The sequence below is a fragment of the Novosphingobium sp. genome (assembly GCF_965228995.1).
Classification (GTDB): Bacteria; Pseudomonadota; Alphaproteobacteria; order Sphingomonadales; family Sphingomonadaceae; genus Novosphingobium.
The window spans coordinates 3,917,167-3,943,489 of sequence record NZ_OZ245852.1 but is presented as its reverse complement, the minus strand read 5'-3'; the positions used below and the strand labels follow the sequence as shown (position 1 = coordinate 3,943,489).

32 protein-coding genes are annotated in these 26,323 nt (G+C 66.3%); 20 read left to right on the top strand and 12 right to left on the bottom strand.

Translation table 11 applies throughout. The features are described 5' to 3' along the window. Positions 1–894: an SMP-30/gluconolactonase/LRE family protein gene (locus ACO056_RS18005; protein ID WP_421849495.1), complete on the top strand. Its 894-nt coding sequence runs from the start codon at positions 1–3 to the stop codon at positions 892–894. Next, positions 891–1,358: an SRPBCC domain-containing protein gene (locus ACO056_RS18000; protein WP_421849492.1), complete on the top strand. Its 468-nt coding sequence runs from the start codon at positions 891–893 to the stop codon at positions 1,356–1,358. The genes ACO056_RS18005 and ACO056_RS18000 overlap by 4 nt, the downstream gene beginning before the upstream one ends. Positions 1,359–1,363: 5 nt before the next feature. Here ACO056_RS18000 and gmk read toward each other — a convergent pair whose 3' ends face one another. Genes gmk through ACO056_RS17985 form a run of 3 tightly spaced genes read right to left on the bottom strand, consistent with a single transcriptional unit; the run spans position 1,364 to position 2,917 of the window. Further along, positions 1,364–2,017, bottom strand: coding sequence for a guanylate kinase (gene gmk, locus ACO056_RS17995; protein ID WP_421849490.1), 654 nt, complete (start codon positions 2,015–2,017; stop codon positions 1,364–1,366). 31 nt (positions 2,018–2,048) lie between these two features. Further along, positions 2,049–2,426, bottom strand: coding sequence for a hypothetical protein (locus ACO056_RS17990; RefSeq protein ID WP_421849488.1), 378 nt, complete (start codon positions 2,424–2,426; stop codon positions 2,049–2,051). Then, a complete protein-coding gene (locus tag ACO056_RS17985) occupies positions 2,423–2,917 on the bottom strand; it encodes an SspB family protein (RefSeq protein ID WP_421849485.1) in 495 nt (164 codons plus the stop codon). Before ACO056_RS17985 ends, ACO056_RS17990 begins: the two co-directional genes overlap by 4 nt. Before the next feature lie 93 nt (positions 2,918–3,010). Here ACO056_RS17985 and hisB point away from each other — a divergent pair, with 93 nt between their 5' ends. From hisB to ACO056_RS17915, 14 genes are all read left to right on the top strand, one after another. After that, positions 3,011–3,604, top strand: a complete 594-nt coding sequence (hisB, locus tag ACO056_RS17980; RefSeq protein WP_421849482.1) for an imidazoleglycerol-phosphate dehydratase HisB — start codon at positions 3,011–3,013, stop codon at positions 3,602–3,604. 35 nt (positions 3,605–3,639) lie between these two features. Beyond that, positions 3,640–4,260, top strand: coding sequence for an imidazole glycerol phosphate synthase subunit HisH (hisH, locus tag ACO056_RS17975; protein WP_421849480.1), 621 nt, complete (start codon positions 3,640–3,642; stop codon positions 4,258–4,260). Then, positions 4,257–4,982 (top strand): 1-(5-phosphoribosyl)-5-[(5-phosphoribosylamino)methylideneamino]imidazole-4-carboxamide isomerase, encoded by a 726-nt coding sequence (hisA, locus tag ACO056_RS17970; RefSeq protein ID WP_421849477.1) that lies wholly within the window; start codon positions 4,257–4,259, stop codon positions 4,980–4,982. The genes hisH and hisA overlap by 4 nt, the downstream gene beginning before the upstream one ends. Positions 4,983–5,127: 145 nt before the next feature. Then, positions 5,128–5,889 (top strand): imidazole glycerol phosphate synthase subunit HisF, encoded by a 762-nt coding sequence (gene hisF, locus ACO056_RS17965; protein ID WP_421849474.1) that lies wholly within the window; start codon positions 5,128–5,130, stop codon positions 5,887–5,889. Positions 5,890–6,037: 148 nt separating this feature from the next. Next, positions 6,038–6,211 (top strand): PEP-CTERM sorting domain-containing protein, encoded by a 174-nt coding sequence (locus tag ACO056_RS17960; protein WP_421849471.1) that lies wholly within the window; start codon positions 6,038–6,040, stop codon positions 6,209–6,211. A gap of 94 nt (positions 6,212–6,305) precedes the next feature. Continuing rightward, the gene (locus tag ACO056_RS17955; protein ID WP_421849468.1) at positions 6,306–6,665 is read left to right on the top strand and encodes a phosphoribosyl-ATP diphosphatase; all 360 of its coding nucleotides are present in this window, start codon (positions 6,306–6,308) and stop codon (positions 6,663–6,665) included. A 3-nt stretch (positions 6,666–6,668) separates the two neighbouring features. After that, the gene (locus ACO056_RS17950; protein WP_421849465.1) at positions 6,669–7,052 is read left to right on the top strand and encodes a histidine triad nucleotide-binding protein; all 384 of its coding nucleotides are present in this window, start codon (positions 6,669–6,671) and stop codon (positions 7,050–7,052) included. 78 nt (positions 7,053–7,130) lie between these two features. Next, a complete protein-coding gene (locus ACO056_RS17945; protein ID WP_421849458.1) occupies positions 7,131–7,598 on the top strand; it encodes a YbgC/FadM family acyl-CoA thioesterase in 468 nt (155 codons plus the stop codon). Then, positions 7,595–8,320 (top strand): protein TolQ, encoded by a 726-nt coding sequence (gene tolQ / locus ACO056_RS17940; RefSeq protein ID WP_421849455.1) that lies wholly within the window; start codon positions 7,595–7,597, stop codon positions 8,318–8,320. The genes ACO056_RS17945 and tolQ overlap by 4 nt, the downstream gene beginning before the upstream one ends. Before the next feature lie 4 nt (positions 8,321–8,324). Continuing rightward, a complete protein-coding gene (locus tag ACO056_RS17935) occupies positions 8,325–8,783 on the top strand; it encodes an ExbD/TolR family protein (RefSeq protein ID WP_421849452.1) in 459 nt (152 codons plus the stop codon). 11 nt (positions 8,784–8,794) lie between these two features. Then, positions 8,795–9,694, top strand: a complete 900-nt coding sequence (locus ACO056_RS17930) for a hypothetical protein (RefSeq protein WP_421849449.1) — start codon at positions 8,795–8,797, stop codon at positions 9,692–9,694. After that, positions 9,691–11,109, top strand: a complete 1,419-nt coding sequence (gene tolB / locus ACO056_RS17925; protein WP_421849446.1) for a Tol-Pal system beta propeller repeat protein TolB — start codon at positions 9,691–9,693, stop codon at positions 11,107–11,109. The genes ACO056_RS17930 and tolB overlap by 4 nt, the downstream gene beginning before the upstream one ends. A gap of 54 nt (positions 11,110–11,163) precedes the next feature. Next, positions 11,164–11,703: a peptidoglycan-associated lipoprotein Pal gene (pal, locus tag ACO056_RS17920; RefSeq protein WP_421849443.1), complete on the top strand. Its 540-nt coding sequence runs from the start codon at positions 11,164–11,166 to the stop codon at positions 11,701–11,703. A gap of 21 nt (positions 11,704–11,724) precedes the next feature. Next, positions 11,725–12,270 (top strand): J domain-containing protein, encoded by a 546-nt coding sequence (locus ACO056_RS17915; RefSeq protein ID WP_421849440.1) that lies wholly within the window; start codon positions 11,725–11,727, stop codon positions 12,268–12,270. 72 nt (positions 12,271–12,342) lie between these two features. On the opposite strand, the gene ACO056_RS17910 is transcribed toward ACO056_RS17915, so the two are convergent. From ACO056_RS17910 to ACO056_RS17885, 6 genes are all read right to left on the bottom strand, one after another. Continuing rightward, entirely contained in the window at positions 12,343–13,542 is a 1,200-nt protein-coding gene (locus tag ACO056_RS17910) for a CCA tRNA nucleotidyltransferase (protein WP_421849438.1), read from the bottom strand. Then, positions 13,535–14,137, bottom strand: coding sequence for an NUDIX hydrolase (locus tag ACO056_RS17905; protein ID WP_421849435.1), 603 nt, complete (start codon positions 14,135–14,137; stop codon positions 13,535–13,537). The genes ACO056_RS17910 and ACO056_RS17905 overlap by 8 nt, the downstream gene beginning before the upstream one ends. Beyond that, positions 14,134–14,703: a DUF1285 domain-containing protein gene (locus ACO056_RS17900; protein ID WP_421849432.1), complete on the bottom strand. Its 570-nt coding sequence runs from the start codon at positions 14,701–14,703 to the stop codon at positions 14,134–14,136. Before ACO056_RS17900 ends, ACO056_RS17905 begins: the two co-directional genes overlap by 4 nt. A 22-nt stretch (positions 14,704–14,725) precedes the next feature. Next, a complete protein-coding gene (locus ACO056_RS17895) occupies positions 14,726–15,235 on the bottom strand; it encodes a GNAT family N-acetyltransferase (RefSeq protein WP_421849429.1) in 510 nt (169 codons plus the stop codon). A gap of 74 nt (positions 15,236–15,309) precedes the next feature. Further along, entirely contained in the window at positions 15,310–15,975 is a 666-nt protein-coding gene (locus ACO056_RS17890; RefSeq protein WP_421849426.1) for an SDR family NAD(P)-dependent oxidoreductase, read from the bottom strand. Between the two features lie 119 nt (positions 15,976–16,094). Further along, positions 16,095–17,204: a TauD/TfdA family dioxygenase gene (locus ACO056_RS17885; RefSeq protein ID WP_421849423.1), complete on the bottom strand. Its 1,110-nt coding sequence runs from the start codon at positions 17,202–17,204 to the stop codon at positions 16,095–16,097. 238 nt (positions 17,205–17,442) lie between these two features. Here ACO056_RS17885 and ACO056_RS17880 point away from each other — a divergent pair, with 238 nt between their 5' ends. Then, positions 17,443–18,630, top strand: a complete 1,188-nt coding sequence (locus tag ACO056_RS17880; protein WP_421849421.1) for an MFS transporter — start codon at positions 17,443–17,445, stop codon at positions 18,628–18,630. 105 nt (positions 18,631–18,735) lie between these two features. Here the strand turns inward: ACO056_RS17880 and add are convergent, their stop codons facing one another. Continuing rightward, positions 18,736–19,863 carry an adenosine deaminase gene (add, locus tag ACO056_RS17875; RefSeq protein ID WP_421849418.1) on the bottom strand — a complete coding sequence of 376 codons (1,128 nt, stop codon included), beginning with the start codon at positions 19,861–19,863 and terminating at the stop codon, positions 18,736–18,738. A 220-nt stretch (positions 19,864–20,083) separates the two neighbouring features. Beyond that, a complete protein-coding gene (locus tag ACO056_RS17870; RefSeq protein WP_421849415.1) occupies positions 20,084–21,481 on the bottom strand; it encodes a helix-turn-helix domain-containing protein in 1,398 nt (465 codons plus the stop codon). 146 nt (positions 21,482–21,627) lie between these two features. On the opposite strand from ACO056_RS17870, the gene ACO056_RS17865 reads away from it, so the two are divergent. From ACO056_RS17865 to ACO056_RS17855, 3 genes are all read left to right on the top strand, one after another. Further along, on the top strand, positions 21,628–23,223 hold the full coding sequence (locus ACO056_RS17865) for an isocitrate lyase (RefSeq protein WP_421849412.1): 1,596 nt from the start codon (positions 21,628–21,630) through the stop codon (positions 23,221–23,223). 80 nt (positions 23,224–23,303) lie between these two features. Next, positions 23,304–23,462 carry a hypothetical protein gene (locus ACO056_RS17860; RefSeq protein WP_169793754.1) on the top strand — a complete coding sequence of 53 codons (159 nt, stop codon included), beginning with the start codon at positions 23,304–23,306 and terminating at the stop codon, positions 23,460–23,462. A 240-nt stretch (positions 23,463–23,702) separates the two neighbouring features. After that, the gene (locus tag ACO056_RS17855; protein ID WP_421849409.1) at positions 23,703–24,395 is read left to right on the top strand and encodes a glutamine amidotransferase; all 693 of its coding nucleotides are present in this window, start codon (positions 23,703–23,705) and stop codon (positions 24,393–24,395) included. A 29-nt stretch (positions 24,396–24,424) separates the two neighbouring features. Here ACO056_RS17855 and ACO056_RS17850 read toward each other — a convergent pair whose 3' ends face one another. After that, positions 24,425–25,591, bottom strand: coding sequence for an aminotransferase (locus ACO056_RS17850; RefSeq protein WP_421849406.1), 1,167 nt, complete (start codon positions 25,589–25,591; stop codon positions 24,425–24,427). Between the last annotated feature and the right edge of the window lie 732 nt (positions 25,592–26,323).

Below are 26,323 nucleotides of genomic sequence, written 5' to 3'. Positions count from 1 at the left end.
ATGGCTCGCGCGGTTCACCAGCTCGCCGATGGGTTCCACTTCGGCGAGGGGCCGCGCTGGCATGCCGATGACTCTGGTGGCCGGCTGTGGTTCAGCGACTTCTACAGCAAGACCATCCGCTCGGTCGATCTGGCGGGCGATCACCGGATCGAGCTGGAGCTCGATGACCAGCCATCCGGGCTGGGCTGGATGCCGGATGGTTCGCTGCTGTTTGTCTCGATGCGCAAGCGGCAGGTCTGGCGGCGCTGGCCGGACGGGCGGCTGGCGCTGCACGCTGATCTGGCGGAGCTGACCGCGCATCTGTGCAACGACATGGTGGTGGATGGCGAGGGCCGCGCCTACGTCGGCAATTTCGGCTTCGATCTCGACCATGAACTGCGCGCGCGGGGCGTCGGTGCGGTGCTGGCAGATCACCCCAAGGCCAATCTGGTGCTGGTGCAGGCGGATGGTTCGGTATCGGTCGCCGCGCCGGATCTGAGCTTTCCCAACGGCACGGTAATCACGCCCGATGGCGGGACGCTGATCGTGGGCGAGACGCTGGGCGCGCGGTTGACGGCGTTCGATGTGGGCGTGGACGGGGCGCTTTCGGGGCGGCGGGTCTGGGCCGATACGAGCCCGCGCGTGCCCGATGGCATTGCGCTCGATGCCGAAGGCGCGGTGTGGATTGCCAATCCGCTGGCACCCGAATGCGTGCGGATTGCTGAGGGCGGGGCGGTGCTGGAGGTCGTCTCGACCGGCGAGATGCCGTGCTATGCCTGCATGCTGGGCGGGCCGGAAGGGCGGCACTTGTTCATGCTCTGCGCACCCAGCAGCGATGCCGAAGTGGCAAGAAGCGCGGCAAAGGGTGTGGTCCTGGTGGCCGAGGTGGATTCCGCCCGGGCGGGGCGGCCATGAGCGGGCGTGACGTAGAGGCGGCGCAGGGCATCGGCGAGTGCGAGCTTGCGATGACGCGCTGGTTTGGAGCGCCACGGCCGCAAGTGTTCAAGGCGTGGTCGGAAGCGGCGCTGTTTCGCCAGTGGTGGGCGCCGGAGGGCTTCGGCATCACTTTGCTCGAGTGCGATCTCGATATGCGTACCGGTGGCTCGTACCGGCTGGTCTTTGCCTTTGGCGAGACGCAGACGATGGCGTTCCATGGCACTTATCCCGATGTCGTCCCCGATACGCGGATCGTGTGGACCAATGCCGAAGACCCTGATGGGGCGATCACGACGGTGACCTTCGCCGACCAGGATGGCGGTACCCTGGTGAAGTTCCATGAGCGCTATCCTTCGCGGGAGGCGCGAGATGAGGCCCTGGTGGGTTCGGCGGCGGCGCTGCCGCGGCAATTGGATCAGCTGGCGCAGTTGCTGGAAATCTAAGCGCCTCAGGGCCGCATCAGTTCGCGTACGAAGCCGATCAGGCCGGTCTGGCGCGCGCGCTTCATGCGTTCGGCGTGGAGGATTTCGCGGACCTTGTCGAAGCACGCGTCGATATCGTCATTGACCACCACGTAGTCATAACCGTCCCAGTGGCTGATTTCGGCGCGGGCGCGTTCCATGCGGGCGGAAATGACTTCGGGGCTGTCGGTCCCGCGTCCGGTCAGACGGCGGCGCAGTTCCTCGATGCTGGGGGGCAGCAGGAACACGCGAACCACGTCGGTCTCGAGCTTCTGGTAGAGTTGCTGCGTGCCCTGCCAATCGATGTCGAAAAGGAAATCCCGGCCTTCGCGCAGGCCGGCCTTCACTTGCGCCTTGGGCGTGCCGTAGCTGTGGCCGAAAACGTGCGCCCATTCGAGGAACTGTTCTTCCTCGACCATGCGGTCGAATTCGGCCTGCGTGACGAAGTGGTAGTCCTTCCCGTCAACCTCGCCCGGGCGCATCGGGCGCGTGGTGGCGGAGACCGAGAGGCGGATCGCGGGATCGGCTTCCAGCAGCATGCGCGAGATCGTCGTTTTGCCCGCGCCCGAGGGCGAGGACATGATGAACATCAGGCCGCGGCGGTGGAGCGCGTCGGACGATTGGGGAGTCGGCTGGACCATGCGCGCTGTTGGCGCATGGGGGCCCGGAAGGTCAAGTCTTGCGCTGCTTCCGGCGCTCATGCAGCGTCTTGGCGAGCAGCGCGCCGCCGACGATGATCGCGCCGGGGACCGAGCGGGTCGCGATGCGGGTGGCAGCGGCCGTCAGCAGCCGGGCGCCGAGGCCGACGCGCTTGTTTGTCTTTGTGGCCTTTGCAGCCTTTGCGCCGGCAGCTTTCGCGGCGGCTTTGAGCGCTTCGGGTGCGGCGCCGAGGATGCCGCGATCGACGCTGCGCTTCAGCAGGGTCGAACCGGTGCGCATGGCGACGCCGGCGAGGATCGCGCGCGCCACCGGGCCTACGGGATCGGATGCCGAATCAGTGACGGGTTCGGGTGCTGGAAGTTCGGGGGCCTTGTGGGCGGGCCCGGTCATTTCTTCCGGCCGAAATCCACGGTGACGACATTGGAGCCATCATCCGCGCCTGTCGGTTCGCTGCCTTCGGGCGAATCGTTTTCCGCATCATGCGGCGGTTCGTCCTCGTCCTCGTGCTCGCCCGCTGTCTGGAACTGGAGGCCGAAATCGACTGCCGGATCGACGAAGGCGGTGATTGCGCTGAACGGGATCACCAGCGTGGAGGGGATCTGGTTGAACGAAAGGCCGACGCTGAAGCCTTCGGGCGTGACCTTGAGGTCCCAGAACTTGTTCTGGAGGACGATGGTCATTTCGTCCGGAAAACGTTCCTTGAGCCGTGTCGGGATGGCGACACCGGGCGCGCCGGTCTTGAAAGTGATGTAGAAATGATGCGCGCCGGGGAGCGTGCCGCCTTCGCTTTCAACCTGGCCGAGCACGCGGCCAACCACTGCGCGCAGGGCTTCCTGCACGATCTCATCGTAGGGTATCAGGCTGTCTGGTCCATCGCTCATCCTTCTTAGGGTGGCTTGGAGCCGCGCGCGGGTCAAGGGGGTGCGAGGTGCAGGCGATTGATTCTGCCCGGAAGTGGCCTATAGGCCCGAGACATGCGCACCGGATCGATCGCCCGCACCACGCACGAGACCGCCATCAAGGTTTCCGTGAACCTCGATGGCACCGGCACTTTCGACGTCAGTACCGGGATCGGCTTCCTCGATCACATGATCGAACAGTTCAGCCGCCACTCGCTGATTGACGTGACGTGCCACGTGAAGGGCGACCTGCACGTCGACCAGCACCACACCACAGAAGACAGCGCGATTGCGCTGGGCCAGGCAATCGCGCAGGCGCTCGGCGACAAGAAGGGCATCACGCGTTACGGCACGGCCTATTCGCCGATGGACGAAGCCCTTGCGAGAGTTGCGCTCGACATATCGGGCCGGCCGGTGCTGATCTGGAAGGCGGAATTCACCCAGCCGCGCCTTGGCGAGATGGATACCGAGCTGTTCGAGCACTGGTTCCAGTCGATCAGCCAGGCCGCCGGGATCACGCTGCACATCGAATGCCTCTACGGCCAGAACAACCATCACATCATCGAGGGTATCTACAAGGGCTTTGCCCGCGCGATGCGCAGCGCGGTGGAGATCGACCCGCGCAAGGGCGATGCGGTGCCGAGCACCAAGGGCATCCTCGGTGGCTGAAGTGCTCCTTCGACAAGCTCAGGACGAGCGGTACAATGACTGAAGTCATTGCCTTGGTGGACTATGGCGCGGGGAACTTGCGCTCGGTCGCCAATGCGCTGAAGGCGGCGGGGGCGGAAGGCGTTGCGGTGACGGCGGACCCCAATGTGGTACGCGCGGCGGATCGGATCGTGCTGCCGGGTGTCGGCGCGTTCAAGGCCTGCATCGAGGCGCTGCGCGGTGTGCCGGGGCTGGTCGAGGCGATGAGCGAGCGCGTGCTGGTGGGCGGCGCGCCGTTCCTCGGCATTTGCGTGGGGATGCAACTGCTGGCGGACCGGGGCATCGAGTTCGGCGTGACCGAAGGGCTCGGCTGGATCAGCGGCGAAGTGCGGGCGATCGAGCCGAGCGATGCGAGCATCAAAGTGCCGCACATGGGCTGGAACGATGTTGCGCCGATGCACCACAACGAATTGATCGTGCCGGGCGAGGCCTATTTCCTGCATTCCTACCACTTCGTACCCGAAGAGGGCGCGAGCGTGGCGGCGATGACCGATCATGGCGGCGGGATCGTCGCGGCGGTGGGGCGCGACAATGTGCTTGGCGTGCAGTTTCACCCGGAGAAGAGCCAGGACTATGGGCTGGCGCTCTTGGGGCGTTTTCTGGAGTGGAAGCCGTGATCGTATTTCCCGCGATTGACCTCAAGGGCGGGCAGGTTGTGCGGCTGGCCGAGGGCGATATGGCGCGCGCGACGGTCTATGGCGATGATCCGGCGGCGCAGGCCACGCTGTTTGCCGAGGCGGGCTCGCAGTATCTGCATGTGGTCGATCTCGATGGGGCCTTTGCCGGTGAGGCGGTGAACCGCGCGGCGGTCGAGGGCATCCTCAAGGTGTTTCCGGGGCATGTGCAGCTGGGCGGGGGCATTCGCAATCCGATTGCGGTCGATGGCTGGTTCGATCTGGGCGTGAGCCGCGTGGTGATCGGCACGGCGGCTTTGAAAGACCCCGAGTTCGTGAAGGATATGGCACGCGCCTATCCGGGCGGGATCGTGGTGGCGGTCGATGCGCGCGACGGAATGGTGGCGACCGAGGGCTGGGCGGAAGTTTCGGACGTTTCGATTGTCGATATGGCGCGGCGGTTCGAGGATGCGGGGGTGGCCTCGATCCTGTTTACCGACGTGGGGCGCGATGGGCTGCTGAAAGGCTGCAATATCGACGCAACGCTCGATCTGGCGCGCGCGACGCGGCTGCCGGTGATCGCCAGCGGCGGGGTGAAGGGCATCGACGATATCCGCATGCTCAAGATCCATGAGGCGGACGGGATCGAGGGCGTGATTACCGGGCGGGCGCTGTTCGAGGGGCGGCTGGATTTGGCTGCTGCGATTGCGATGGCTGAGGCGTGATGCGCTTGCTCTCTCCCCTGCAGGGGAGAGATACGGAGGCTTGCGAGCTTGCTCGCTAGCCGTAGTTGAGAGGGGCTTGGAGCCGCGCCATTGCCCCTCTCCCAACCCTCTCCCCTGAAGGGGAGAGGGCTAAGGAAGGAAGTCCATGACCGTCCGCGTCCGTGTCATTCCCTGCCTTGATGTGCGCGATGGGCGCGTGGTGAAGGGCGTGAACTTCGTCGATCTGCGCGATGCGGGCGATCCGGTCGAGCAGGCGCGGGCCTATGACAAGGCAGGCGCGGACGAGTTGTGTTTTCTCGATATCTCGGCGACGCATGAGGGGCGCGGGACGCTGCTCGATGTCGTCGCGCGCACGGCTGAGGTGTGCTTCATGCCGCTGACCGTGGGCGGCGGGGTGCGCACACCCGAGGATGCGCGCGCGCTGCTGCTGGCAGGGGCGGACAAGGTCGCGGTCAATTCGGCGGCGGTCGCGCGGCCCGAGCTGGTCCGCGATATTGCCGAGCGGTTTGGCGCGCAGTGCGTGGTCGGCTCGGTCGATGCGCGGCGGGTGGCGCCGGGCAAGTGGGAGATTTTCACCCACGGCGGGCGCAAGCCGACCGGCATCAATGCGCTGGCCCATGCGGAGAATCTGGCCAAGCTGGGGGCTGGCGAACTGCTCGTCACCTCGATGGATGGGGATGGGACGCAGGCGGGTTATGACCTCGAGCTGACGCGGCGGATTGCCGATGCGGTGCCGGTACCGGTGATCGCGAGCGGGGGTGTCGGCAATCTGGAGCACCTTGTCGCGGGCGTGCGCGAAGGCCACGCGAGCGCGGTGCTGGCGGCTTCGATCTTCCATTTCGGCACGCACTCGATTGCCGAGGCGCATGCCGCCTTGCGCGCGGCGGGTATTCCGGCGCGGGGGTAGAACGAACAGACTGTCGGATTTATTGACAAATGCCGTCGTGGCGCTGCGGGCATTAACTAAGTAACTACCCTTATATCCTTGATTTCCAGCGCATTGGCACAGGGTTTGCATTAACTTTCTGGCAAGGTCTTGTATTGGAAATCCCCGCGTGTTCCGCCTTATTCCCGTTGCCCTTGTCGTGTTTGTTTCCACCGCCACGGCTGCGTTCGCGCAGGCAAGCGGCGGTACAGCCATTCCCGAACCCACCGACGGCGCACTGTTCGCCATCGGGCTTGCCGGACTGATCATCGGCCGCCGGGTGGCGAGACGCAAAGAGGACTGAAGCAGCGGCCCGGCGTTTGGCGCCGGGTGTCTCGACTTCGCTCGACACGAACGGGGATGCGTTGCCCCGCTTGACCTTCACCGGGCAGCGCGCCATGCCCGTTGGGATGTCTTCCTTACCCGATCCGACCACGCTGCTCTCCCGCCTCGAGGCCACTATCGCTGCGCGCCGCGCGGGCGGTTCGGCTTCTGGCCCTGACGCCAGTTACGTCGCCCGGCTCCATGCCAAGGGGCGCGGCAAGATGGCGCAGAAGGTGGGCGAGGAAGCGACCGAAGTGGTGATCGCCGCGCTCACGGGCGCGCCTGAGGCATTGGTGGGGGAAGCGGCGGACCTCCTCTTCCACCTCCTCGTGCTGATGGGTGATTGCGGGGTTTCGCTGGCCCAGGTGACCGCGGAGCTTGAGCGGCGCGAGGGCGTTTCAGGGATTGCCGAGAAAGCCAGCAGGAGCTCTTGAACCATGGCGGTCGATGCCACCCAGCCTTACGACGACCAGAACGTTTTCGCGAAAATCCTGCGCGGGGAGATCCCGTGCCGGAAGGTCCATGAGGACGAGTGGACGCTCGCCTTCCACGACATCAATCCGCAATCGCCCACGCATGTGCTGGTGATCCCCAAGGGCGCCTATGTGAGCTGGGACGATTTTTCGGCCAAGGCTTCGGATGCCGAGATTACCGGCTTCGTGCGCGCGGTGGGGCATGTCGCGCGCGAGGCGGGGCTGGTCGCGCCGGGGTACCGCCTGCTGGCGAACACGGGCACGAACAGCCATCAGGAAGTGCCGCATCTGCATGTGCACGTGTTTGCAGGCCGTCAGCTTGGCCCGCTGCTGGCGCGGGTGGACTGAAAGCGCTGGCAAAAGGTTAACAAATCGCCTCGTTTGATCTTGCCTCGCGAGTCGCGGCAAGGCTAGGACAAGCCGCTCATGCCTGTCCCGCTTCCCCCTTCCGGCTGCTTCGACGGCACGCGCCACCTTTATGCCGTGCGCGTCTACTTTGAGGACACCGATCTTTCGGGTGTGGTCTATCACGCCAATTACCTGCGCTGGTTCGAGCGGGCGCGGTCGGACATGCTGCGGCTGCTGGGTATCGATCAACGCGCGGCGCAGGAAGCGGACGAGGGCGCTTTTGCCGTCACCGATCTTGCGCTCAAGTATCAGCGGCCCGCACGGCTCGACGATGATGTGGTGATCGAGAGCACGGTTGCCGAAGTTTCGCGCGTCACGTGCAGTCTGGTGCAGAAAGCGCGGCGCGGCGATGAATGGCTGGCCGAGGGGCAGGTCCGCGTTGCGTTCGTTTCACCAAATGGCCGCGCGCGGCGGCTGCCTGCGCATTTCCACTCCGCTTTCACGGCGCTCCTTGCGTCTCCCCCTGAAGGGTCTGTTCGTCCATGATGCTTTCCGTTCTTGCTGCTGCCGCTGAGCCAATCGCTGCAGGCGTCACCGCCGGCATGCCGACCCGGCTCAATCCGGTCGCGCTGTTCCTCCACGCCGATATCGTGGTGCAGGTGGTGATGGGCGCGCTGGTGCTCGCCTCGGTGTGGGTCTGGACGATCATCGTCTCGTTCTCGTTGCGGATGGGCAGCGCCGAGCGCAAGTGCTCCAGGTATGAAGCCGCGTTCTGGGAAGCGCGCGATGTCGATGCCTTTCACAAGGAAAGCGGCGGCAAGGACGTGCCCAGCGCACGGATCGTGACGGCGGCGCTGGCGGAATGGCGGCGCTCGACCTCGGGCAAGTCGATCGACCGCGAGGGCACGCGCCAGCGGCTCAATTCGGCGATGGAAAGCGTGGTGACGGCAGAAACGGACCGGCTGGCAGGGCGGCTCAATTTCCTCGCGACGGTGGGCTCGGTAGCGCCGTTCGTCGGGCTGTTCGGCACGGTGTGGGGCATCATGGACAGCTTCTTCAACATCGGCGCGCAGCAGAATTCCTCGCTCGCGGTGGTGGCACCAGGCATTTCGGAAGCGCTGTTCGCGACAGCGATCGGCCTGTTTGCGGCGATCCCGGCGGTAATTGCCTACAACCGCTTTTCGCACCGGGTGAACCGCTTCGAGACGCGGCTGTTCCGCTTTGCCGACCGGTTTCATGCGACTCTGAGCCGCGAGTTGGAGCAGTAACGCCATGGCGATGAACACGGCATCCGGCGGCGGCCGGCGCGGGCGGCGGGGGCGCGGGCGCGGCGCGGCGATGAGCGAGATCAACGTGACGCCGCTGGTCGACGTGATGCTGGTGCTGCTGATCATCTTCATGGTGACCGCGCCGATGTTGACCGCAGGCGTGCCGATCGACCTGCCCGACAGCCGCGCCGAAGCGCTCAAGACGGAGCAGAAGACGATCACCGTCAGCATGGACGGCGAGGGGCGCATTTTCCTCGACGATCAGGAACTGGCGCCGGGCGAACTGTCCGACCGGCTGGCGGGGCTGGCGACGGCGGGCCCCGGCGGCAAACCGCCGCTGGTGACGTTGCGCGCGGACCGCAGACTCGATTATGGCCGCGTCGTGGGGGTGATGGGCGCGCTCAATGCGGCGGGGTTCAAGTCGATCTCGCTGGTCACCAACGGTTCAGTCACGGCACCCTAAGCGGCATGGCAATGAGTGCCTCGTCCTCCCCTTCCGGCCTCACGCGCGAGGAAGCGCTGGCGCTTGTCATCGCGCTGGCCGCGCATGTGGGACTGATCGCGGCGCTGACACTTGCGCCGCCGGGCAAGTCGATCATGTCGCCGCCCGAGCGGATGACGGTGACGTTTGCCGACAATATCGCGGATCAATCGACTTCGCCGCAGCCCGATGCCGAGGCCGCGCCCGATGTTGCGCCAGTGCTCGGCGAACCTGCGCCGGAGCCTGCGCCGCCGCAACCCGCACCGCAGATCGCGCCGCCCCAGCCCAAGCCCGCGCCCGCGCCGCTGCCCCCGCCGCAAGCCAAGCCCGCGCCGCAGCCCAAACCTGTTGCGAGGCCGCAGCCGCGCGCGGTGCCAGCGCCTTTGCCAAAACCTGTCGCCAAGCCCGCACCGCCAAAGCCTGCCGCAGCCGCGGCGGCTCCGGCAGACCAGCGCTTGCGGCGGCGTCCCGATGCGCCGACGGGGGCGAGCCGGATCGGCAACGATTTCTTGAGCGGTATTCCCGGATCGAGCAAACCGGGGGCCGCGACGACGCCGCCTGCCGCTGCGTTCGGACCCGAAGTCGCCGCTTCGCTGGTCAGCGGGATCTCGCGCCAGATCAAGCCGCACTGGAGCGCGCCGCAGGGCGTGGATGCCGACAAGCTGGTGACGGTGCTTTCGTGGAATCTCAATCCCGATGGAAGCCTTGCCGGGCGGCCCGTGGTAGTATCGCAAACGGGGATCACTGATTCCAACCGCGCGCAGGCGCAGCGCCATGCTGAACAGGCGATCCGCGCTGTCCAGCTTGCGGCGCCGTTCGAACTGCCCGCGCCTTATTATGCCAAGTGGAAACGCATCGCGAGTTTCCGGTTTGACAGGAAGTTGTCGCAATGAAGCCTGGTTTTGCCGCTTTTCTGACCACGCTCGCGCTTGCTGCGCTGGCCTCGCCGCTGGCCGCGCAGCAGGCGGCGCCGGCCAAGCCCGCTCCCGCCGCGTCCGCTTCAGTGCCAGCCTCTGGCGCAACTGCGGCGCCAGCCGACGAAGGCCTGACCGGTTCGGTCACCGATGACAGCGACTGGCAGGACCTCGGCATCGCCATCCCCACTTTTCCCACCAACGAAACCCTGCCGACAGCGGCGGATGGCGGGAATACCGAGGCGCTGGGGCGCAATCTGGCGCGGGTGATCTATGGTGATCTGAAGAGCAACGGGCTGTTCAAGCCGGTGGGGCCCGATGCGCTGCCCGCGATCGGCTTTGGCGAAGTGACCGCGCCCGCTTTCCCGAACTGGCGCGCGAAGTCCGCTGAAATGCTGGTGCAGGGCTTCGTCAAGGCCGGGGCCGATGGGCGGCTGACGGTGGGCTGCTATCTCTATGACGTGGCGCTGGGCAGCGAGCTGGCGCGGCAGGGCTATGTGGTGAAGCCCGAAGAATGGCGGCGCGCGGCACACAAGTGCGCGGACATGGTCTATTCGCGGCTTTCGGGGGAAAGCCCGTTCTTCGATAGCAAGATCGCCTATATCGCCGAAACGGGGCCCAAGGATCATCGCCGAAAACAGCTGGCGATCATGGATTCGGACGGGGCGAACCACCGCTTCATCACCAACGGACAGGCGACCGCGCTGACCCCGCGCTATTCGCCCGATTACAGCAAGATCGCCTACCTCAGCTATCTCAACGGCACGCCGCGCATCTATGTCTATGATATCGGCAGCGGGCAGCAGCGGCTGGTGACCGAAGGCAAGGGGCCGACCTTCGCGCCGCGCTGGTCGCCCGATGGCAAGTATATCCTCTATTCGATGGCGATTGCCGGCAACACCGACATCTACCGCGTGCCTGCAACCGGAGGCGATTCGGTGAAGCTGACGGATTCGCCGGGAATCGACGTGGGCGGCAGCTATTCGCCCGATGGCCAGAAGATCGTGTTCGAAAGCGACCGGTCAGGCAGCCAGCAGATCTATGTGATGAACGCTGATGGGACGAACCAGAAGCGCATCAGCTTCTTCGGCGGCCGTTCTGCCACGCCCGAATGGAGCCCGCGCGGGGATCAGATCGCCTTCACGCACATCGCGGGGAACTTGCGCATCGCGGTGATGAACCCTTCGGGCGGCGAGATGCGCTACCTTACCGATAGCTGGCAGGATGAAGCGCCGACCTGGTCGCCCAACGGCCGCATCGTGCAGTTCTTCCGCACCGCGAAGACCTCCGGCAGGACCTCGATCTGGCAGGTCGACCTGACCGGGCGCAACGAGCGGCGGCTGAATACGCCGGTCGATGCTTCGGACCCTTCGTGGGGTCCGGTGCTGCCGTAACCTTCTACCAAAACAGTTTGCCGATTCGCCTTGTGCGATGCACTCTGAACGTAAATGACCAAGGAGACCGTAACCGTGACCCGCAAGATCCTTACAGCCCTGCTGCTCACCTCCGGCCTCGCGCTTGCGGGCTGCGCCACGAAGCCCAAGGAACTGCCGCCGCAGCCGACCGGCGCGACCGGCACCACGACCACCACGCCGCCGACGTCGACGCAGCCGCTGGGGCCGGTGCCGGGCAGCCAGGCCGATTTCATCGCTTCGGTGCTGGGCGATACGATCTTGTTTGACACCGACCGCTACAACATCGACAGCGAGGATCAGGGCATCCTGCAGAGCCAGGCACAATGGCTGGCACGCTATCCCGGCAAGCGCGTCACCATCGAAGGCCACTGCGACGAGCGCGGCACGCGTGACTACAACCTCGCGCTGGGCGAGCGCCGCGCCAATGCGGCGAAGAACTATCTGGTAAGCCTGGGCATCGATGCTTCGCGCATCACCACGGTGAGCTATGGCAAGGAACGCCCGATCGCTTTGGGTTCGGACGAGGCAAGCTGGGCCAAGAACCGCCGTGCGGTGACAATCACGGTCCAGTGACAAAGGATTAGAGCCACTTCGATGGCACGGTATGGCAGATCGGTTGACTGGGGCTTCCCTCGCTGGCGCGGCTATGAAGGCGCGCGCGAGGCGGCCCAGGTGCGCCTGTGCGACCGGGCCGGGTGCGAGGAAAAGGGCGACCGGCCCGCACCCAAATCGCCCAACAACCCGGACCGGTGGTATTTCTGCGAGCGCCATGCCGCCGAATACAACGCCGGGTGGAACTACTTCGAAGGGCTCGACAAGGAAGAGGCCGAACTGCGCGAGAAAGCCGAGCGGGGTGAAGCTTCCGGCTACACGCAATCGGCCTATCAGAGCTGGGCGGGGCCCGGCGACGGCAGCCGCAGCCGCGACGAAATGCGCGCCCTGGAGGCGCTCGGGCTGGAAGTGGACGCCGATTTCGAGGCCGTGCGCAAGGCGTGGCGGTCGCGGGCCAAGGAAGTCCATCCTGACGTGCGCCCCGGCGATGACGCGGCGGCGGCGGAGTTCCTGAAGCTCCAGACGGCCTATGAAGTGCTTCGCGCTGCGGAAGAGCGGCGCGAGTGGAAAGGGCCGGACGGGGGTTGAATTCGTTCACGGTGTTTGGCGGATAGCCACCACCCCCGGCCCCTCCTCTGACGAGGAGGGGGGCTTTGAACCTCAATCGCGCTTGGCCAGTTCTCCGCTAAGCAATTCCTCGATCCGCGCCTGATCCGGGAAGCCTTCGCTGACCCAGCGGGCCTCCACCGCGCGGAGGATGCGGGCGACTTCGGGGCCGGCGCTGACGCCGCGTTCGACGATCATGCCGCCTTTGAGCGGGAACCGGGGGATGGCCCAGCCATCGAGCGCGGCGGGGCTGAGTCCGGCGATCAGCAGGCGGTCCAGCGCGGCTTGCCGGCCAAGCTTGTAGGCGAGCGGGCGGGCAGCCTCTTCCGGCGTAGTGCGCGCGGCGACGAGTGCGAGGTGCTTGCGCTGGGCGAGGCTGAGGCGCAGGCGCGCGCCGATCTGCTCGGCAAGCTGTGGATCGGCAGGCAGCAGCGCGGCGAGGCGGCGGAGCGGTTCGGGCGCGATGCCATGCGCGGCTTCGGCAGCGAGCACCGGCGCGAGCGCGGCGGGGTCCGCTTCGGGCAGGATGACCCCGAGCACGCCGAGATCGGCCATGCGCACCACGGTCGGCGCCGGATCGGGCAGCGCGAGCAGGGCGAGGAGTTCGCTGGCAATGCGCTCACGCGAAAGGCCCTTGAGGCCGGGGGCGAGCGCGCTGCAGGCGATTTCGGCCGCCGCATCGGCGGGGAGCGAGCCGAACCGGGCCTGGAAGCGGAAGTAGCGCAAGATGCGCAGGTAATCCTCGCGGATGCGCGCTTCCGGATCGCCGATGAAGCGCAGGCGGCGGGCTTCGAGGTCTACGAGGCCGCCGAAGAAGTCGTGCACGCGCAAGTCTCGCGGATCGGCGTAGAGCGCGTTGATCGTGAAATCGCGGCGCGCGGCGTCTTCGGCCCAGTCCTGCGAGAAAGCGACCGTGGCGTGGCGGCCATCGGTGGAGACGTCACGGCGCAGCGTGGTGATCTCGACCGGGCCCCCTTCCAGTATGGCGGTGACGGTGCCGTGGGCAAGGCCGGTCGGGACGCTGCGGATACCTGCCGCTTTGAGGCGCGCGATCACCGCTTGCGGCTCGAGCGGGGTCGCCATGTCGATATCCTTTACGGGCAGCCCGAGCAGCGTATCGCGCACCGCGCCGCCGACGTAGCGGACAAGGCCCGAACAAGTTGCTTTGGCGCTGGCGGGATCGAGCGCGGCGACGAGCGCGGCGAGGTCTGCGCGGCGCGTCCAGCTGGCGGCGGGCAGATGCACTTCAGCCATGCCAGCGGATCCGCTGGGCGAGATTGGCGATGATCCCGGCGGTGACGCCCCAGATGCGGTGCTCGTTCCACATGATCTCGATGTAGGAGCCGCGGCGCCCGGCCCATTCGCTTTCCCGGCGGGCGTGATTTTCCGCGTCGAGCACAAAGCCGAGCGGTGGTTCGAACCAACTCGCCACTTCGGCGGGATTGGGCTGAAGGGCGAGGTCGGGCGGGACCATCGCGAGGACGGGGGTGATGTCGTAACCGGTGCCGGTGCGGTACTGGTCGGTCGCGCCGATCACGTCGACCAAGGCGGGATCGATGCCGAGCTCCTCATGCGCCTCCCGTAGCGCGGCCTCGATCGGGGTCTCGCCTGCATCGAGCTTGCCGCCGGGGAAGGCGGCCTGCCCGGGATGCGCGCGCATGTGCGAGGGGCGGTGGATGAGGAGCACGCCCGGGCCTTCGGGATGATCGGGCCGGTCGGTCACGGCGATGAGCACCGCGGCGGGGCGCAGGGGCGTGCCGGGGAGCGGGCGCCAGTCCTCGTAGGCGGGCGGCACCGGATCGGCGTGACCGATCGCGAACAAGTCGGCAAGGCGCTCGCGCAGGCTCATGCCGGCAGCAGGCTGAAGTACGCGCCCTGGCTTTCGACCGCCAGCGCTTCCGGATCGGAGAGCGTGAGCGCGTGGTCGATCAGCTGGCCATAAGTGCTGCGGTTGAGGCGCGCTTCGGTGCCGTGGCGCACGGCGAGGTAGAAGGCGGGGACTTCGGACGTACCGGCGGCGCGCAGCGGGTGATCGGGGCCGGCAAGCACGACGTCGTCCGTATTGAGGCGGAAGGCGATGACCGGGCGGCGCTCAGCGTCCTCGCGCACGTCCATGTCGGTTGCGATGAAGGCGGCATCGTCCACCGCTATCGCGAGCTTTTCGGCGGGGGTGACGAGCCAGTGCTGCCCCTCGGCATCGCGCGTGAGGAGCGAGGAGAAGGCGCGGACCATGGCGGGGCGGGTGATCTTGCCGCCCTCGTGAAACCAGGTGCCGTCTGCGGCGATGCGCATATGGCTTTCGCCCGTATGTGCTGGAGCCCATGTATCGACCGCTGGCAGGCGGCGCGCGGCAACGGCCTCGGCGAGATCGGCGAGGGAAAGCGCGGCTAGTTCTGCTGGCGGTTCATATGGCACGCGTTCGCGATGCCAGATCAGATCAGCCGCGCCAAGGGCCGAGCATGCCTTCGCCCGGGAGGACAGCGGGATTGGCGGTGCGGCAGAGCAGGCGCGCCGGGTCCCACGGCCCGGGCAGCTTCCAGCCGCTGGTATGCGCGGCGGAGAAGCCGAAGAAGCGGCCGTAGTAATCCGCATCGCCGATCATCACTTGCGGCAGCGGCGCGCGCGGATCGATCGCGGTGAGGCTGGCGGTAACAAGCGCCTTGCCATAGCCTTTGCCCTGCAAGCCGGGCAGCACCGCCACGGGGCCGACCATGATCATCGGATTCGCGCGGCCATTGGCGTCGTTCAGCGCGACCGGCCAGCACTGGATCGTCCCGGCGATATGCTCGCCCTCGTCAAGCGCGGCGAAGGAGAGGCCGGGGAGCCACTCGGTCCCTTCGCGCACCTTGTAGGCCGTGCGGGCGAAGCGGTCCGGCCCGAAGGCGGCATCGAGCACATCCTCGATCAGCGCGGGATCGATATCGGCAAGCGGGATCAGCGTGGCCAAGGCGGGCGGGCTTTCTCGGTAAGGCAGCGGAAGCGCGCCGATAGCGGCCAAGGGGGTGCGGTACAAGCCGCGCGTTAGAGGATGATCTCGACCGGGGCAGGGGCCGGCATCGCATGCAGCTCCCAGAAGCGCTGCGCGATGGTTTCGGGCGCGAGCGGGGTGCCGGGCAGGATTTGCCCGGTGACGGTGACGGTGCCGACGCGAATGGGACTGCCCTCCATTTCCTTGTGCAGGCTCTGCGCGAGGTTGCGGATGCCGGCCTTGCCCACGGCGAGCGAGGCGGCGGGGAGCCAGCCGGTGGGATCAAGCGCGAGGCCGCCGCCCGTTAGCAGGATCGAACCGCGGCCACGTTCCTGCATGCCGGGCAGCACCGCCTGCACCGCTGCCAGCGCGCCGCCGACATTGACGCGGAAATCGCCGACCAGCGCATCGAGCGGGATCTGCGAGGGCGGGGCGGGGGTGGCGCTATAGGCGTTGTAGATCAGCACCTCGATGGGGCCGTGCTCGGCCTCGACCGCGCGGACAGCTGCGCCGAGCATCGCGAAATCACTCGCATCGACGCCCCGCATATCGAGGCTGTGGCCCTGCGCGGCCATTGCGGCAGTAAGCGCGGCGGATTTCTCAGGGCTGCGGGCGAAGCCGGCGATGGCATAGCCGCCTTCGGCAAAGCGCTGCGCCAGCGCGGCGGAAAGGCCGGGGCCCATGCCGATGATGAGCGCGACGGGACGAGTGGCGGACATGCGCGGTACTCCTCTTCCGGTGACCGTCTCAGGCTGCGCTGGCGGTCTTGTGGTCTCGCAATACAGCGTCCTGCGGGGCGCTGTACATGAGGAACGCAAATGGTTGGCTAGCCCCCCGGCTAGACCTTGGCCAAGAGCCGCAGCCGCGAGTTGAACTCGCCGCGATCGACGTAGCAGCCGTGGAGGTGGCGGAAGCCGGTGGTCGGGTCGAACGCCTCGCGCCCGTGGAGCACGCGGCGGTTGTCGAACACGATCATCTCGCCCGCCTTGAGCTTGAAGGTGAGTTGGTAGGCCGGATCGCGCGTCATCGCCATGAAGGTGCGATAAGCCCGGTAGTATGCAGGCATCACGTCTGCTGGCATATCGAACGTGGCGGCGATGTGGGCATTCCAGCGGATTTCGCTGACGGCGCCCGCGCGGTCGAGCGTGATCACCGGCGCATGGGTGCGGATATCGGCGTCGCGATCATGGAAGCGGAAGGGGATGGCGACTTCGCTGAGCAAGCGGAAAGCTTCGGCGTCTTTGACGCGCAGGTCTTCGGCCAGCGCATAGCCATCGGCGAAAAGCGAGCGGCCGCCTTCGGCTTCGTTGGCGAGGCAGTGGAGGAACTGGAAGCCGGGCGGCACTTCCTGGTTCGGAAGATCGGTGTGCAGCGGCAAAGTGACTGCAGTGTAGGCGAGGTTGTTGGGCAGGGGCCGGCTGATGACCTCGAAGGTCATGCCGAAATTGGTTTCGCGCAGGAAGCCGATGCGGCACGCGACATCGACGCCGGCATCGATGCGAGGCTCCAGCCGGTTGACCAGCGAGAGGCCGATCGCGGCAGTCTGCTCCAGCCATTCCTTGAGCACGGTTTCCTCATCGAGGATGCGCCTCGCCGAAAAGCGGGGGACACCTGCGGGGGTGAGATCGGCGCGCCAGAGGCGAGGCGGGATTGCGGCGGGGTCGGCAGGAGGGCGACCGGGGCGGTGGTCTGCCAGCGCGGCCGTGGGCATGCGGCTGGTGTGGCCATCGGCGTAGTGAAGGATCACGGTCTCGCCGGCATGTTCGGCGTTGAGCAGCACCGGCTCCGGATCGAGCGTGAGGAGATCGAGCACGCGCTCTTCGGTGTGCGGGTGGAAGGCACTGGGGCAATTATCGCGCAGCCAGAGCGTGGGGTAGGTGGCAGACGTGCCGTCCGCCCAGGTTGCGCAGAGGGCGTCAGGGCGCGCCTCAAGGCTTGAAAGTTTCATCGAATATGTCCCGTCATGTCACTTTGGTGATCGCAGCGTGGTGGATCAACCGAGTGGTGGCGGGCGCCAGTCCTGCACTTTGCCATAGCGGATCGACGCGGGGCGCCGGCCGTGGGCAAGGTCTGAGCAGGCGAATGTCATAATTGTGCAGCGTATGGCGTAAGGCTGGCGGCAACAAGCGCAAAACCCGATGCGCCCTCATTGCCACCTGCTGCGGGGCATGCCACCTCTGCGAGCGATGGATCACTCGCATGGCAGCGCTGCCGGCCCGGCACGGGGCACCGCCTCGTTTGTCCCCACCCTGATCGGTATCGGCGCGGCAACGGCGGCGGCGCATATCGGCAACAATTTCACGACTTACCTCGTCGGCGGGCTGATGGACCGTTTCGGATTCACGCCTGTCGCGATGGGCGCGTGGAACATGGCCGAGACGCTGAGCTATGCCGCGGCGATGTTCCTCGTCGCACCCCGTGCCCGCGGGCTCGATGCGCGGGTGCTGGCGATGATCGCGAGCGTGGTGGTGATCGCGGCGCAGGCCGGCTCCTCGCTGACGGGTGCCTATCCGCTGCTGCTTGCGGGAAGGATCGGGACCGGTCTGGGCTTCGGGCTGATGAACAGCGCGCTCAATCTGGCGGCAGGGCGCACGGGGAACCCGGCGCGGTGGATATCGCTCGGCATTGCGGTGCAGACCTTGCTCTATAGCGGGATCGCGATTGTGGTGCCGCTGATCGGGCGGGACTATGGCGAGCAGGGCATGTTCCTTGGCCTTGCTGCGATGTCGTTGCTATTCGGCCTGTGCGCGCTGCTGCTGCCCGGGGGCAAGGGCAGTGCCGGGAGCGCTTCGGCAGGAACTGCGCCCATCGGCGCAGAGGGCCTGCGGGTGCTGGCAGCGATGGCGCTGTTCGCGTTCGGATCGCTGGCGATCTGGCCCTTCATCGAGCGCACCGCGCATGCCATCGGCATCCCGGCGACGCAGTTCGGGCTTTATCAGAGCGCGGCGGTGCTCGCGAGCGCGGTTGGCAATGCGGGGCTGGCGCTGGTGATCGGCCGCCTGCCGCGCGCCTGGCCGCTGGCGGCGGCGCTGGGGTCCTGCGCGCTGATGTGCGGCCTGCTCACCACGGTGGCGAGCGAGGCGGCGTTTGCGGCAGCCTTTATCGCGTTCATGGTGAGCTGGTTCCTGACGTATCCGCTGTTGCTGCGGCTTGCCTATGCCCAGCCGGCGGGTGAGCGGCTGGCGGTGATGACGACGGGGACATGGCTGCTTTCACAAAGCCTCGGCTCGCTGGCGGCGGGCGCGATGGCGCAGGGCTTTGGCGCCTACACGCTGATCGGGCCGGTGGGCGGGGTGATCTGCGCGCTGGCGATTGTCGCGGCCATGCCGGTGGCGCGGCGGCTGGACAGGGAGGTGGGCTCAACTTCAAGATGAGCCCCCCAAACCCGCTCACCCTGAGCTTGTCGAAGGGTGCTGGCGCAACTGTTGCGCGAGATGCTTCGACAGGCTCAGCATGAGCGGTTTCAGGAAGGGAGCCAGCTAGGCGGCGCTGGCCAGATAGGCATCCAGCCGTGCGACCAGCGCAGCCTTGTCTGCCTCGGGAAGCCACGCGGCTTCGAAGCCGTTGCGGGCGATCTGGCCGAGTTCCGCGCGGGTGAGCTTGCTGCGGGTTACGGCGCGCAGGAGGACGTCGTTGATGTACTCGCTGGCCATATAGGCGGGGTCATCCGATGAGATAGTGACTTTGAGACCGGCGTCCAGCATCGAGCGCACGACATCGACCGGCTGGGCAAGTCCGCGGCGCAGGGTGCCGGAAAAGGTGGGGCAGACGGTGAAATAGGTGCCTTGCTGCCTGGCGTTGGCGACGAGTTCGGGCGACTGGACGATATTGCCGCCGTGGTCGATGCGGTCGACCTTGAGATCGACCAGCGCGGTACGGATGTTCTTCAGGGTATCGACCTGATCGACATCACAGTGCGCGGTGACGTGGAGGCCATTGGCGCGGGCCTTGGCAAAGTGGGCGGCGAACGTTTCGGGCGGGTGGCCGGCTTCATCGGAATCGAGCCCGACGCCGACGAGGTGCTGCTTGAACGGAAGCGCGGCATCGAGCGCGGCCATGGCGGTATCGGTGGGGAGATCGCGCACGAAGCAGAGGATGAGCTGGGAACGGATGCCGAGCTTGGCCCCGGCCTCACGGCGGGCGCGGGTGATGCCCATGATGATCGATTCCATCGGCACGCCGCGCTTGAGGTGCTCCTGCGGATCGAAGAACATCTCGGTGTAGATCACGTTCTGTGACGCGGCCTTCGTCAGGTAGGCATAGGCGAGATCGTAGAAATCCTGTTCCTTCAGCAGCACCTTCATGCCGTCGTAGTAGATTGCGAGGAAGCTCGGGAGGTCGTGGTAGTTGTAGCTGGCCTTCATCGCGGCGACGTCGGCGAAGGGGAGGTTCAGGCCATTCCGCTTGGCGAGCGCGAACTTCATCTCCGCCTCGAGCGTGCCTTCGAGATGGACGTGGTATTCGCTCTTGGGCAGGCCCTCGATGAACTGCACGAGCGCGGGATCGATGCCCTCGGCGGGGGCGGCGGCGTGGGCGGAATTTGAGGCCCAGCGGGGAACCATCGCGGCGGCGGTGAGGCCCGCCATAAGTGTGCGGCGTGTGATCATGCGTCGGCCCCCGGTTTTCCCTGTGGTGCGACATTCGGGGTGGGCGCGGGCAGGGTCAAACGGGTTTTGTGCAATGGGCCGTGCTGGAAATGTGGGCGGGGCGCCAATGACCCCTCCGTCAGCGCTTCGCGCTGCCACCTCCCCATTTGCCCTTTCGACAGGCTCAGGGGAAAATGGGGAGGACCGTCCTGATCCTGCAGGTGGGTCGGACGGGTATTCCTCAACTCTCCGCGAACGTGAAGGGTTCCGGCGTCTTGCGGTAGTCGTCCGGCAGAATCTCGCGGCCCAGCGGCGGTTCGGCGCGGGCGGTGCAAGTGGCGCGGTTGCAGAGGCGGCAGGTGACGCCGATGGGCGTGGCAGCAGGTTGCTCGCCGCGCGCATAGATCAGTTTGGGCGCATGTTCGGCGGTGCAGCCAAGGGCGATGGCGCGCAGCACGGCAGGGCGGCCATGGGCGCCGCCGCCGGAGGTGACGCTGCGCGCGACGCTGAAGAAGCGCTCTCCGCCTGGGAGTTCGAGCCACTGGGTGAGGACTTCGCCCGGGCGGCGGAAGCAATCGTGCAGGATCCACAGCGGGCAGCCACCGCCATGCGCGGCGAAGGGGAAACCCGCACCGTCCAGCCGTTTGGAGACATTGCCCGCCGCATCGACGCGGATGAAGAAGAAGGGCACGCGCTCCTGCCCGGGGCGGTTCAAGGTGGTGAGGCGGTGAGCGACTTGCTCGAAGCTTGCGCCAAACTGGCCGGAAAGTGCCTCGATATCATAGGCGCGCGCTTCCACCGCGCGGGCGAAGCGGTCGTAGGGCATTATCAGTGCGGCCGCGCCATAGGCGGCCAGCGCGCGTCGGACGAGCTGCGCCGCGGTCTCGCTCGAAAAGCTCGCCCCGCGGACGAGGGCGGCGATCTCACCGCGCAGCGCGGTGTAGGCGATGTGCAGCGCGATCTGCCAGCGGCGCGCCTGCGGGCTCAGCGTCTCGTCGATCAGCAGCTGTTCGGCGTGGCGATCATAGCGGCGCAGCGCATCCATCATGATGTCTGTGGGCATGAGGCGCACGCGCAGACCCTGTCCGCGCAGATATTCGGCCAGACCGCCTTCCTGCAGGCCGCCGAGCTTCTCGATTTCCTCGGACAGGGCTTCCGCCCGGCTGTCGAGCGCGGGGAAATAGTTGCGGCGGTGGGCGACGAATCGGCGCGCTTCGGCCAGCGGATCGGCAGCATCCCCGCCCGCGCCGCCGCGATAGGAGGCCAGCGCCTGCTGCTCCCGCATGTAGGCGGTATGGAGGCGCAGCATGGCCTCGGTCACGCCGGGATAGCTGGTTGCAACGTCGGCCACTTCGAGTGCGGGCAAATCGATCTCCGCGAAGATCGGATCCCTGAGCACATCGGCAAGGCGGCGGGCGTAGTCGTCGCGCTCATCGGCGGCCAGTTCGCTGACATCCAGCTTGTAGGCCTTGGCAAGGCGCAGCAGGAGATCGGCGGTGAGCGGGCGCTGGTTGCGCTCGAGCAGCGCGATGTAGCTGGGCGAAATCGCGAGATCATCGGCCATGACGGCCTGGGTGAGGCCGAGTTCGCGGCGCAGGCGCTTCAAGCGGGGGCCGAGGTAGAGCGGGCGCGATTCCATGGGTTCGGGTAGTCCTGTGAAGCCTATACAACTTTACAAGCATATTCTGTAAAGTTTGACAACATGACTGCGCTGCGGGTTTCGCCGCGCGGGTCGCGGGTCTAGCCGGGGTGCATCAAGCCTACCCCAGACAGGAAGCAAGACCCATGACGTATTCCCAGACCATCAACGAAGCCGCCAAGGCAATCGCACAGGGCGGCAAGCCGTGGGACGGGATCGACGCCGCTTCGGTGGCGCGCATGCGTCTGCAGAACCGCTTTCAGACCGGGCTCGACATCGCGAAGTATACCGCCAAGATCATGCGCGCCGACATGGCTGCCTATGATGCCGATCCGGCGAACTACACCCAGTCGCTCGGCTGCTGGCACGGGTTCATCGGTCAGCAGAAGCTGATCTCCATCAAGAAGCACTTCGGCACGACCAAGGGCCGCTACCTCTACCTTTCGGGCTGGATGGTTGCCGCGCTGCGCAGCGAGTTCGGCCCGCTGCCCGACCAGTCGATGCACGAGAAGACCAGCGTTCCGGCGCTGATCGAAGAACTCTACACGTTCCTGCGCCAGGCCGATGCGCGTGAGCTGGGCATGCTGTTCCGCGAACTCGATGCGGCGAAGGCTGCGGGCGACGCGGTCAACACGCACCGCCTGCTGCACAAGATCGACGAGTACCAGACCCACGTCGTGCCGATCATCGCCGATATCGATGCGGGCTTCGGCAATGCCGAGGCGACCTACCTCCTCGCCAAGAAGTTCATCGAAGCGGGCGCCTGCTGCATCCAGATCGAGAACCAGGTTTCAGACGAAAAGCAGTGCGGCCACCAGGACGGCAAGGTCACCGTGCCGCACGAGGACTTCGTCGCGAAGATCCGCGCGGTCCGCTACGCCTTCCTCGAACTGGGCGTTGATGACGGGATCATCGTTGCGCGCACCGACAGCCTTGGCGCAGGCCTCACCAAGCAGATCGCCTTCGTGAAGGAACCGGGCGACATTGCCGACCAGTACAACAGCTACCTCGATTGCGAGGAAGTCGATGCCGCCACGCTCGGCCACGGCGATGTGTTGATCAGCCGCGACGGCAAGCTGATGCGCCCCAAGCGCCTGCCTTCCAACCTGTTCCAGTTCCGCCCCGGCACCGGCGAGGACCGCTGCGTGCTCGACGGCATCAACAGCCTGCAGAACGGCGCGGACCTGCTGTGGATCGAAACCGAGAAGCCCCACATCGGCCAGATCGGCGGCATGGTTCGCCGCATCCGCGAAGTGATCCCCACCGCCAAGCTCGTCTACAACAACAGCCCGAGCTTCAACTGGACACTGAACTTCCGCCAGCAGGTCTACGATGCGTGGGTGGAAGCGGGCAAGGACGTCAGCGCTTACGACCGGGCGAAGCTGATGAGTGTGGACTACGATGGCACCGCGCTGGCGGACGAAGCCGACGAGCGCATCCGCACCTTCCAGCGCGATGCGGCGCGTGAGGCGGGGATCTTCCACCACCTCATCACGCTGCCGACCTATCACACGGCGGCGCTCAGCACCGACAATCTGGCGAAGGAATACTTTGGCGATGCGGGCATGCTGGGCTACGTCAAGAACGTCCAGCGCGCGGAAATCCGCCAGGGCATCGCCTGCGTGAAGCACCAGAACATGGCAGGTTCGGACCTGGGCGACGACCACAAGGAATACTTTGCGGGCGAAGCGGCGCTCAAGGCCGGCGGCGCGCACAACACGATGAACCAGTTCGCCGCCTGACGGCAGGCCCACCTCCGACCCCTCCCACATGCAGGAGGGGCGAAGGGGGCAAGTAACAATTCTTGAGAGGAGCAAGGACAATGGCTGAACCGACTCGGGCCCGTGCGGTCCTTTCCACCGAAGACTTCAAGCTCATCCGCGAGGCTGTGCTGCACTACCTCAAGGTGATCGAGGACCAGCCGGAATCGGTGAAGTTCTCGCACCTCTATCACCGGCTTGGGAGCGCCATGGGCCGCTGAGGCCTGCGCTTGCCCACACGAGACTTTCCTGGGGAGGAAAGCTGGCCCGCCGTGCGATCGTTCGCGCGGCGGGCCTTTTTGGTCTGGCTGAGCGGGAGGGGCAGACCGTTCGCCCGCCCGAGCAGACCTCAGTCTGTGAAGCGGGGTGCCCAAGCGAGACTTTCACGCGGGCAAGATCGACTCGCTGGTAATAGTCTATCGTTTTAGTAGAAATTGGCTTCCGACTCAGGAGCCGACTCGATGAAGACCGCGCTGATCATCCGCCATGTGCCGCGCGAAGGCGTTGCGGGCTTTCGTGCACCGATCGAGGCAGCGGGCTATGTTATCGACCGGGTCGACGTGATCGATCACGATTTCCATGCGCTGGATCTCGTCTCACCCGATCTGGTGGTGATGATGGGCGGGCCAATGGGCGTCTATGAGCGCGAGGCGCATCCGTGGATTTCCTGCCAGCTCAAGCTCCTCTCGCGGCGGCTCACGGCGGAGCGGCCGACGCTCGGGGTATGCTTCGGCGCGCAGATGATCGCGGCGGCGCTCGGCGCGGAGGTCTATGCCGGGCCGGTCAAGGAAATCGGCTTTGCGCCGGTGACGGTCCACGATCCGGAGGGGCCGCTGCGCCATCTCTCCGCTGTGCCGGTGCTGCATTGGCACGGCGATACCTTCACCTTGCCCGAAGGCACCGAACTGCTGGCATCGAGCCCGGTCTATCCGCATCAGGCGTTTCGCAAGGGGCGCAATGTGCTGGCGCTGCAGTTCCATGCCGAGATGGGCGAGGACGAGCGCTTCGAGGACTGGATCGCACAGGACATGGATTACCTGACGGCGGCGGGGCAATGCCCGGATGCGCTCCGCGCGGTCCATGCGGCTCATGGGCCGGGGGCGGTTGCGGCCGGGCGGGCGATGATTGCGCAGTGGTTGGCGGGGCTGGTTTAGGGTCCCCTCTCCCCTGACGGTCAGAGGGCTTAAAGCCCCGCGCGCCATGCGCTCAGCCGCGCGACCGCATCCTCCAGCATCGCGGGCGGCTTGCAGTGGCACAGGCGCACGATGGTGGTGGAGCCGCCTGCCCCCTCCCACAGCGCGGACAGCGGGATCGAGGCGACACCGGCCTCGCGCACCGCGCGTTCGCTGAAGGTGCGGTCATCGAGCGCGAGGCCGCTGGCAGCAAGATCGATGCAGGCGAACCATGTTGCGCTGTTTTCGAGGACGGCGAAGCCCGCGCGGGCAAGGCCTTCGATCAGGGCGCGGCGCGAGGCGGACCATTCGGCGTGGAGCGCCGCGGTGACAGCAGGGTCGGCAAGTCCCTCGGCGGCGGCCCATTGCAGCATCGGCGGCGTGGTGAAGGTGAGGAACTGGTGCGCCTTTGCGAGCACCGCCGCCAGCGCGGCATCGCCGATCATCCAGCCGACTTTCCACCCCGTCGCGCCGAAGATCTTGCCCGCCGAGCCAATCTTGATCGTGCGCTCGGCCATGCCGGGCTGGGCCAGCAGCGATTGGTGCGCGCGGCCATCGAAGCGGACGGCTTCCCAGACTTCATCGCAGATCGCGACGAGATCGTGCTCGCAAGCGATGCGGGCGAGGAGGGCAAGTTCCTCGGGGCTGGCGACCGAGCCGGTTGGGTTGAGCGGATCGTTGAGGATCAGCGCGCGGGTGCGCGCCGTGACGGCGGCGCGGATCGCGGCTTCGTCATAGCGCCAATCTGGCGGGCTGAGCGGCACGAACACCGGCACGCCGCCCGCCCGGCGAACCAGCGGGGCATAGGCATCATAGGCAGGCGAGAACAGCAGGACCTCATCGCCCACACCGACCACGGCAAAAATTGCGGCGGCAATCGCCTCGGTCGCGCCAGAGGTGACGACGACCTGCTCGCGGGCGAGGGCAAGGCCTTGCGTCCGCCCATAAAACGCGGCGACGGCATCGCGCAGTTCGGGCAGGCCCATGCTCGGCGGATATTGCTGCGAGCGCGTTTCCATCGCCCGCATCGCGGCGGCGGTCAGCGCCGCGGGTGGCGGCGTATCGGGAAAGCCCTGTCCCAGATTGATCGCGCCCAGGCTGCGGGCGAGGCCCGACATGTGCTCGAACACGGTGACGGGCATTTCGGCGTAGATGGGATTGAGGCGCAAGTGGGTCATCGCGCCACACGCTAGCTCGCCTTGCGCGGCTGACAAGCGCCGCGCGCTGTTGTTTTCCGTCCGGAAGGGACGCGATACTTGCGGGATGCTGGCTGTGGAGGCAGTCACCCGCGAACCGGTCTCTGGAAGGAATTCCCTGCTCATGGGAGTTTTACAGGGAATTTTGAGATTTTTGCTCAAATTCCTAGTCCGGCGGCCGTCAGAGAGCCCAGCAGGCTCCGGACGACGGAGAAAATTCCCTGCGGGCGAAGCAGGGAATTTGCTTTTTGGTAACAGGGAACAAACCAGCAGATATCAGAAGCATTTGGGATTTATGGGTCTTGGCGGTCTGGTGCGGAGAAAGCCCGGATTTGCGCAAGGGCCACAACGAGTCCGCGCTCTATTTCCTGCAATTGGACCCTTATCTCTAACTCACTGTGCCCGGTCATGCTGAGCATCATCATCAACACCGGCCGGGAATTCGCGGCTAGTGCAAGCAGGTGCGCTCCGCTGGGCGCGGCGTGGCCGTTGATCCATGCCCGGGCTGTTTTGTCGCTGACACACGTCCACCGCATCACCTCCTTGGTCGCATACCGGCTCGTGCCAAGCTCGTCCCGCAGGGCTTTGCCAAGCTGCTCGGACAGGACTGATTCTGCGACGATGAATCGCGAATCTCGAAGTTGACTTCCGCTTTTCCGAACCATGCTTCGCCCTCCCCTGTTGTAAGTGTCGGAGTGGGCAGCGGTCTGGCTG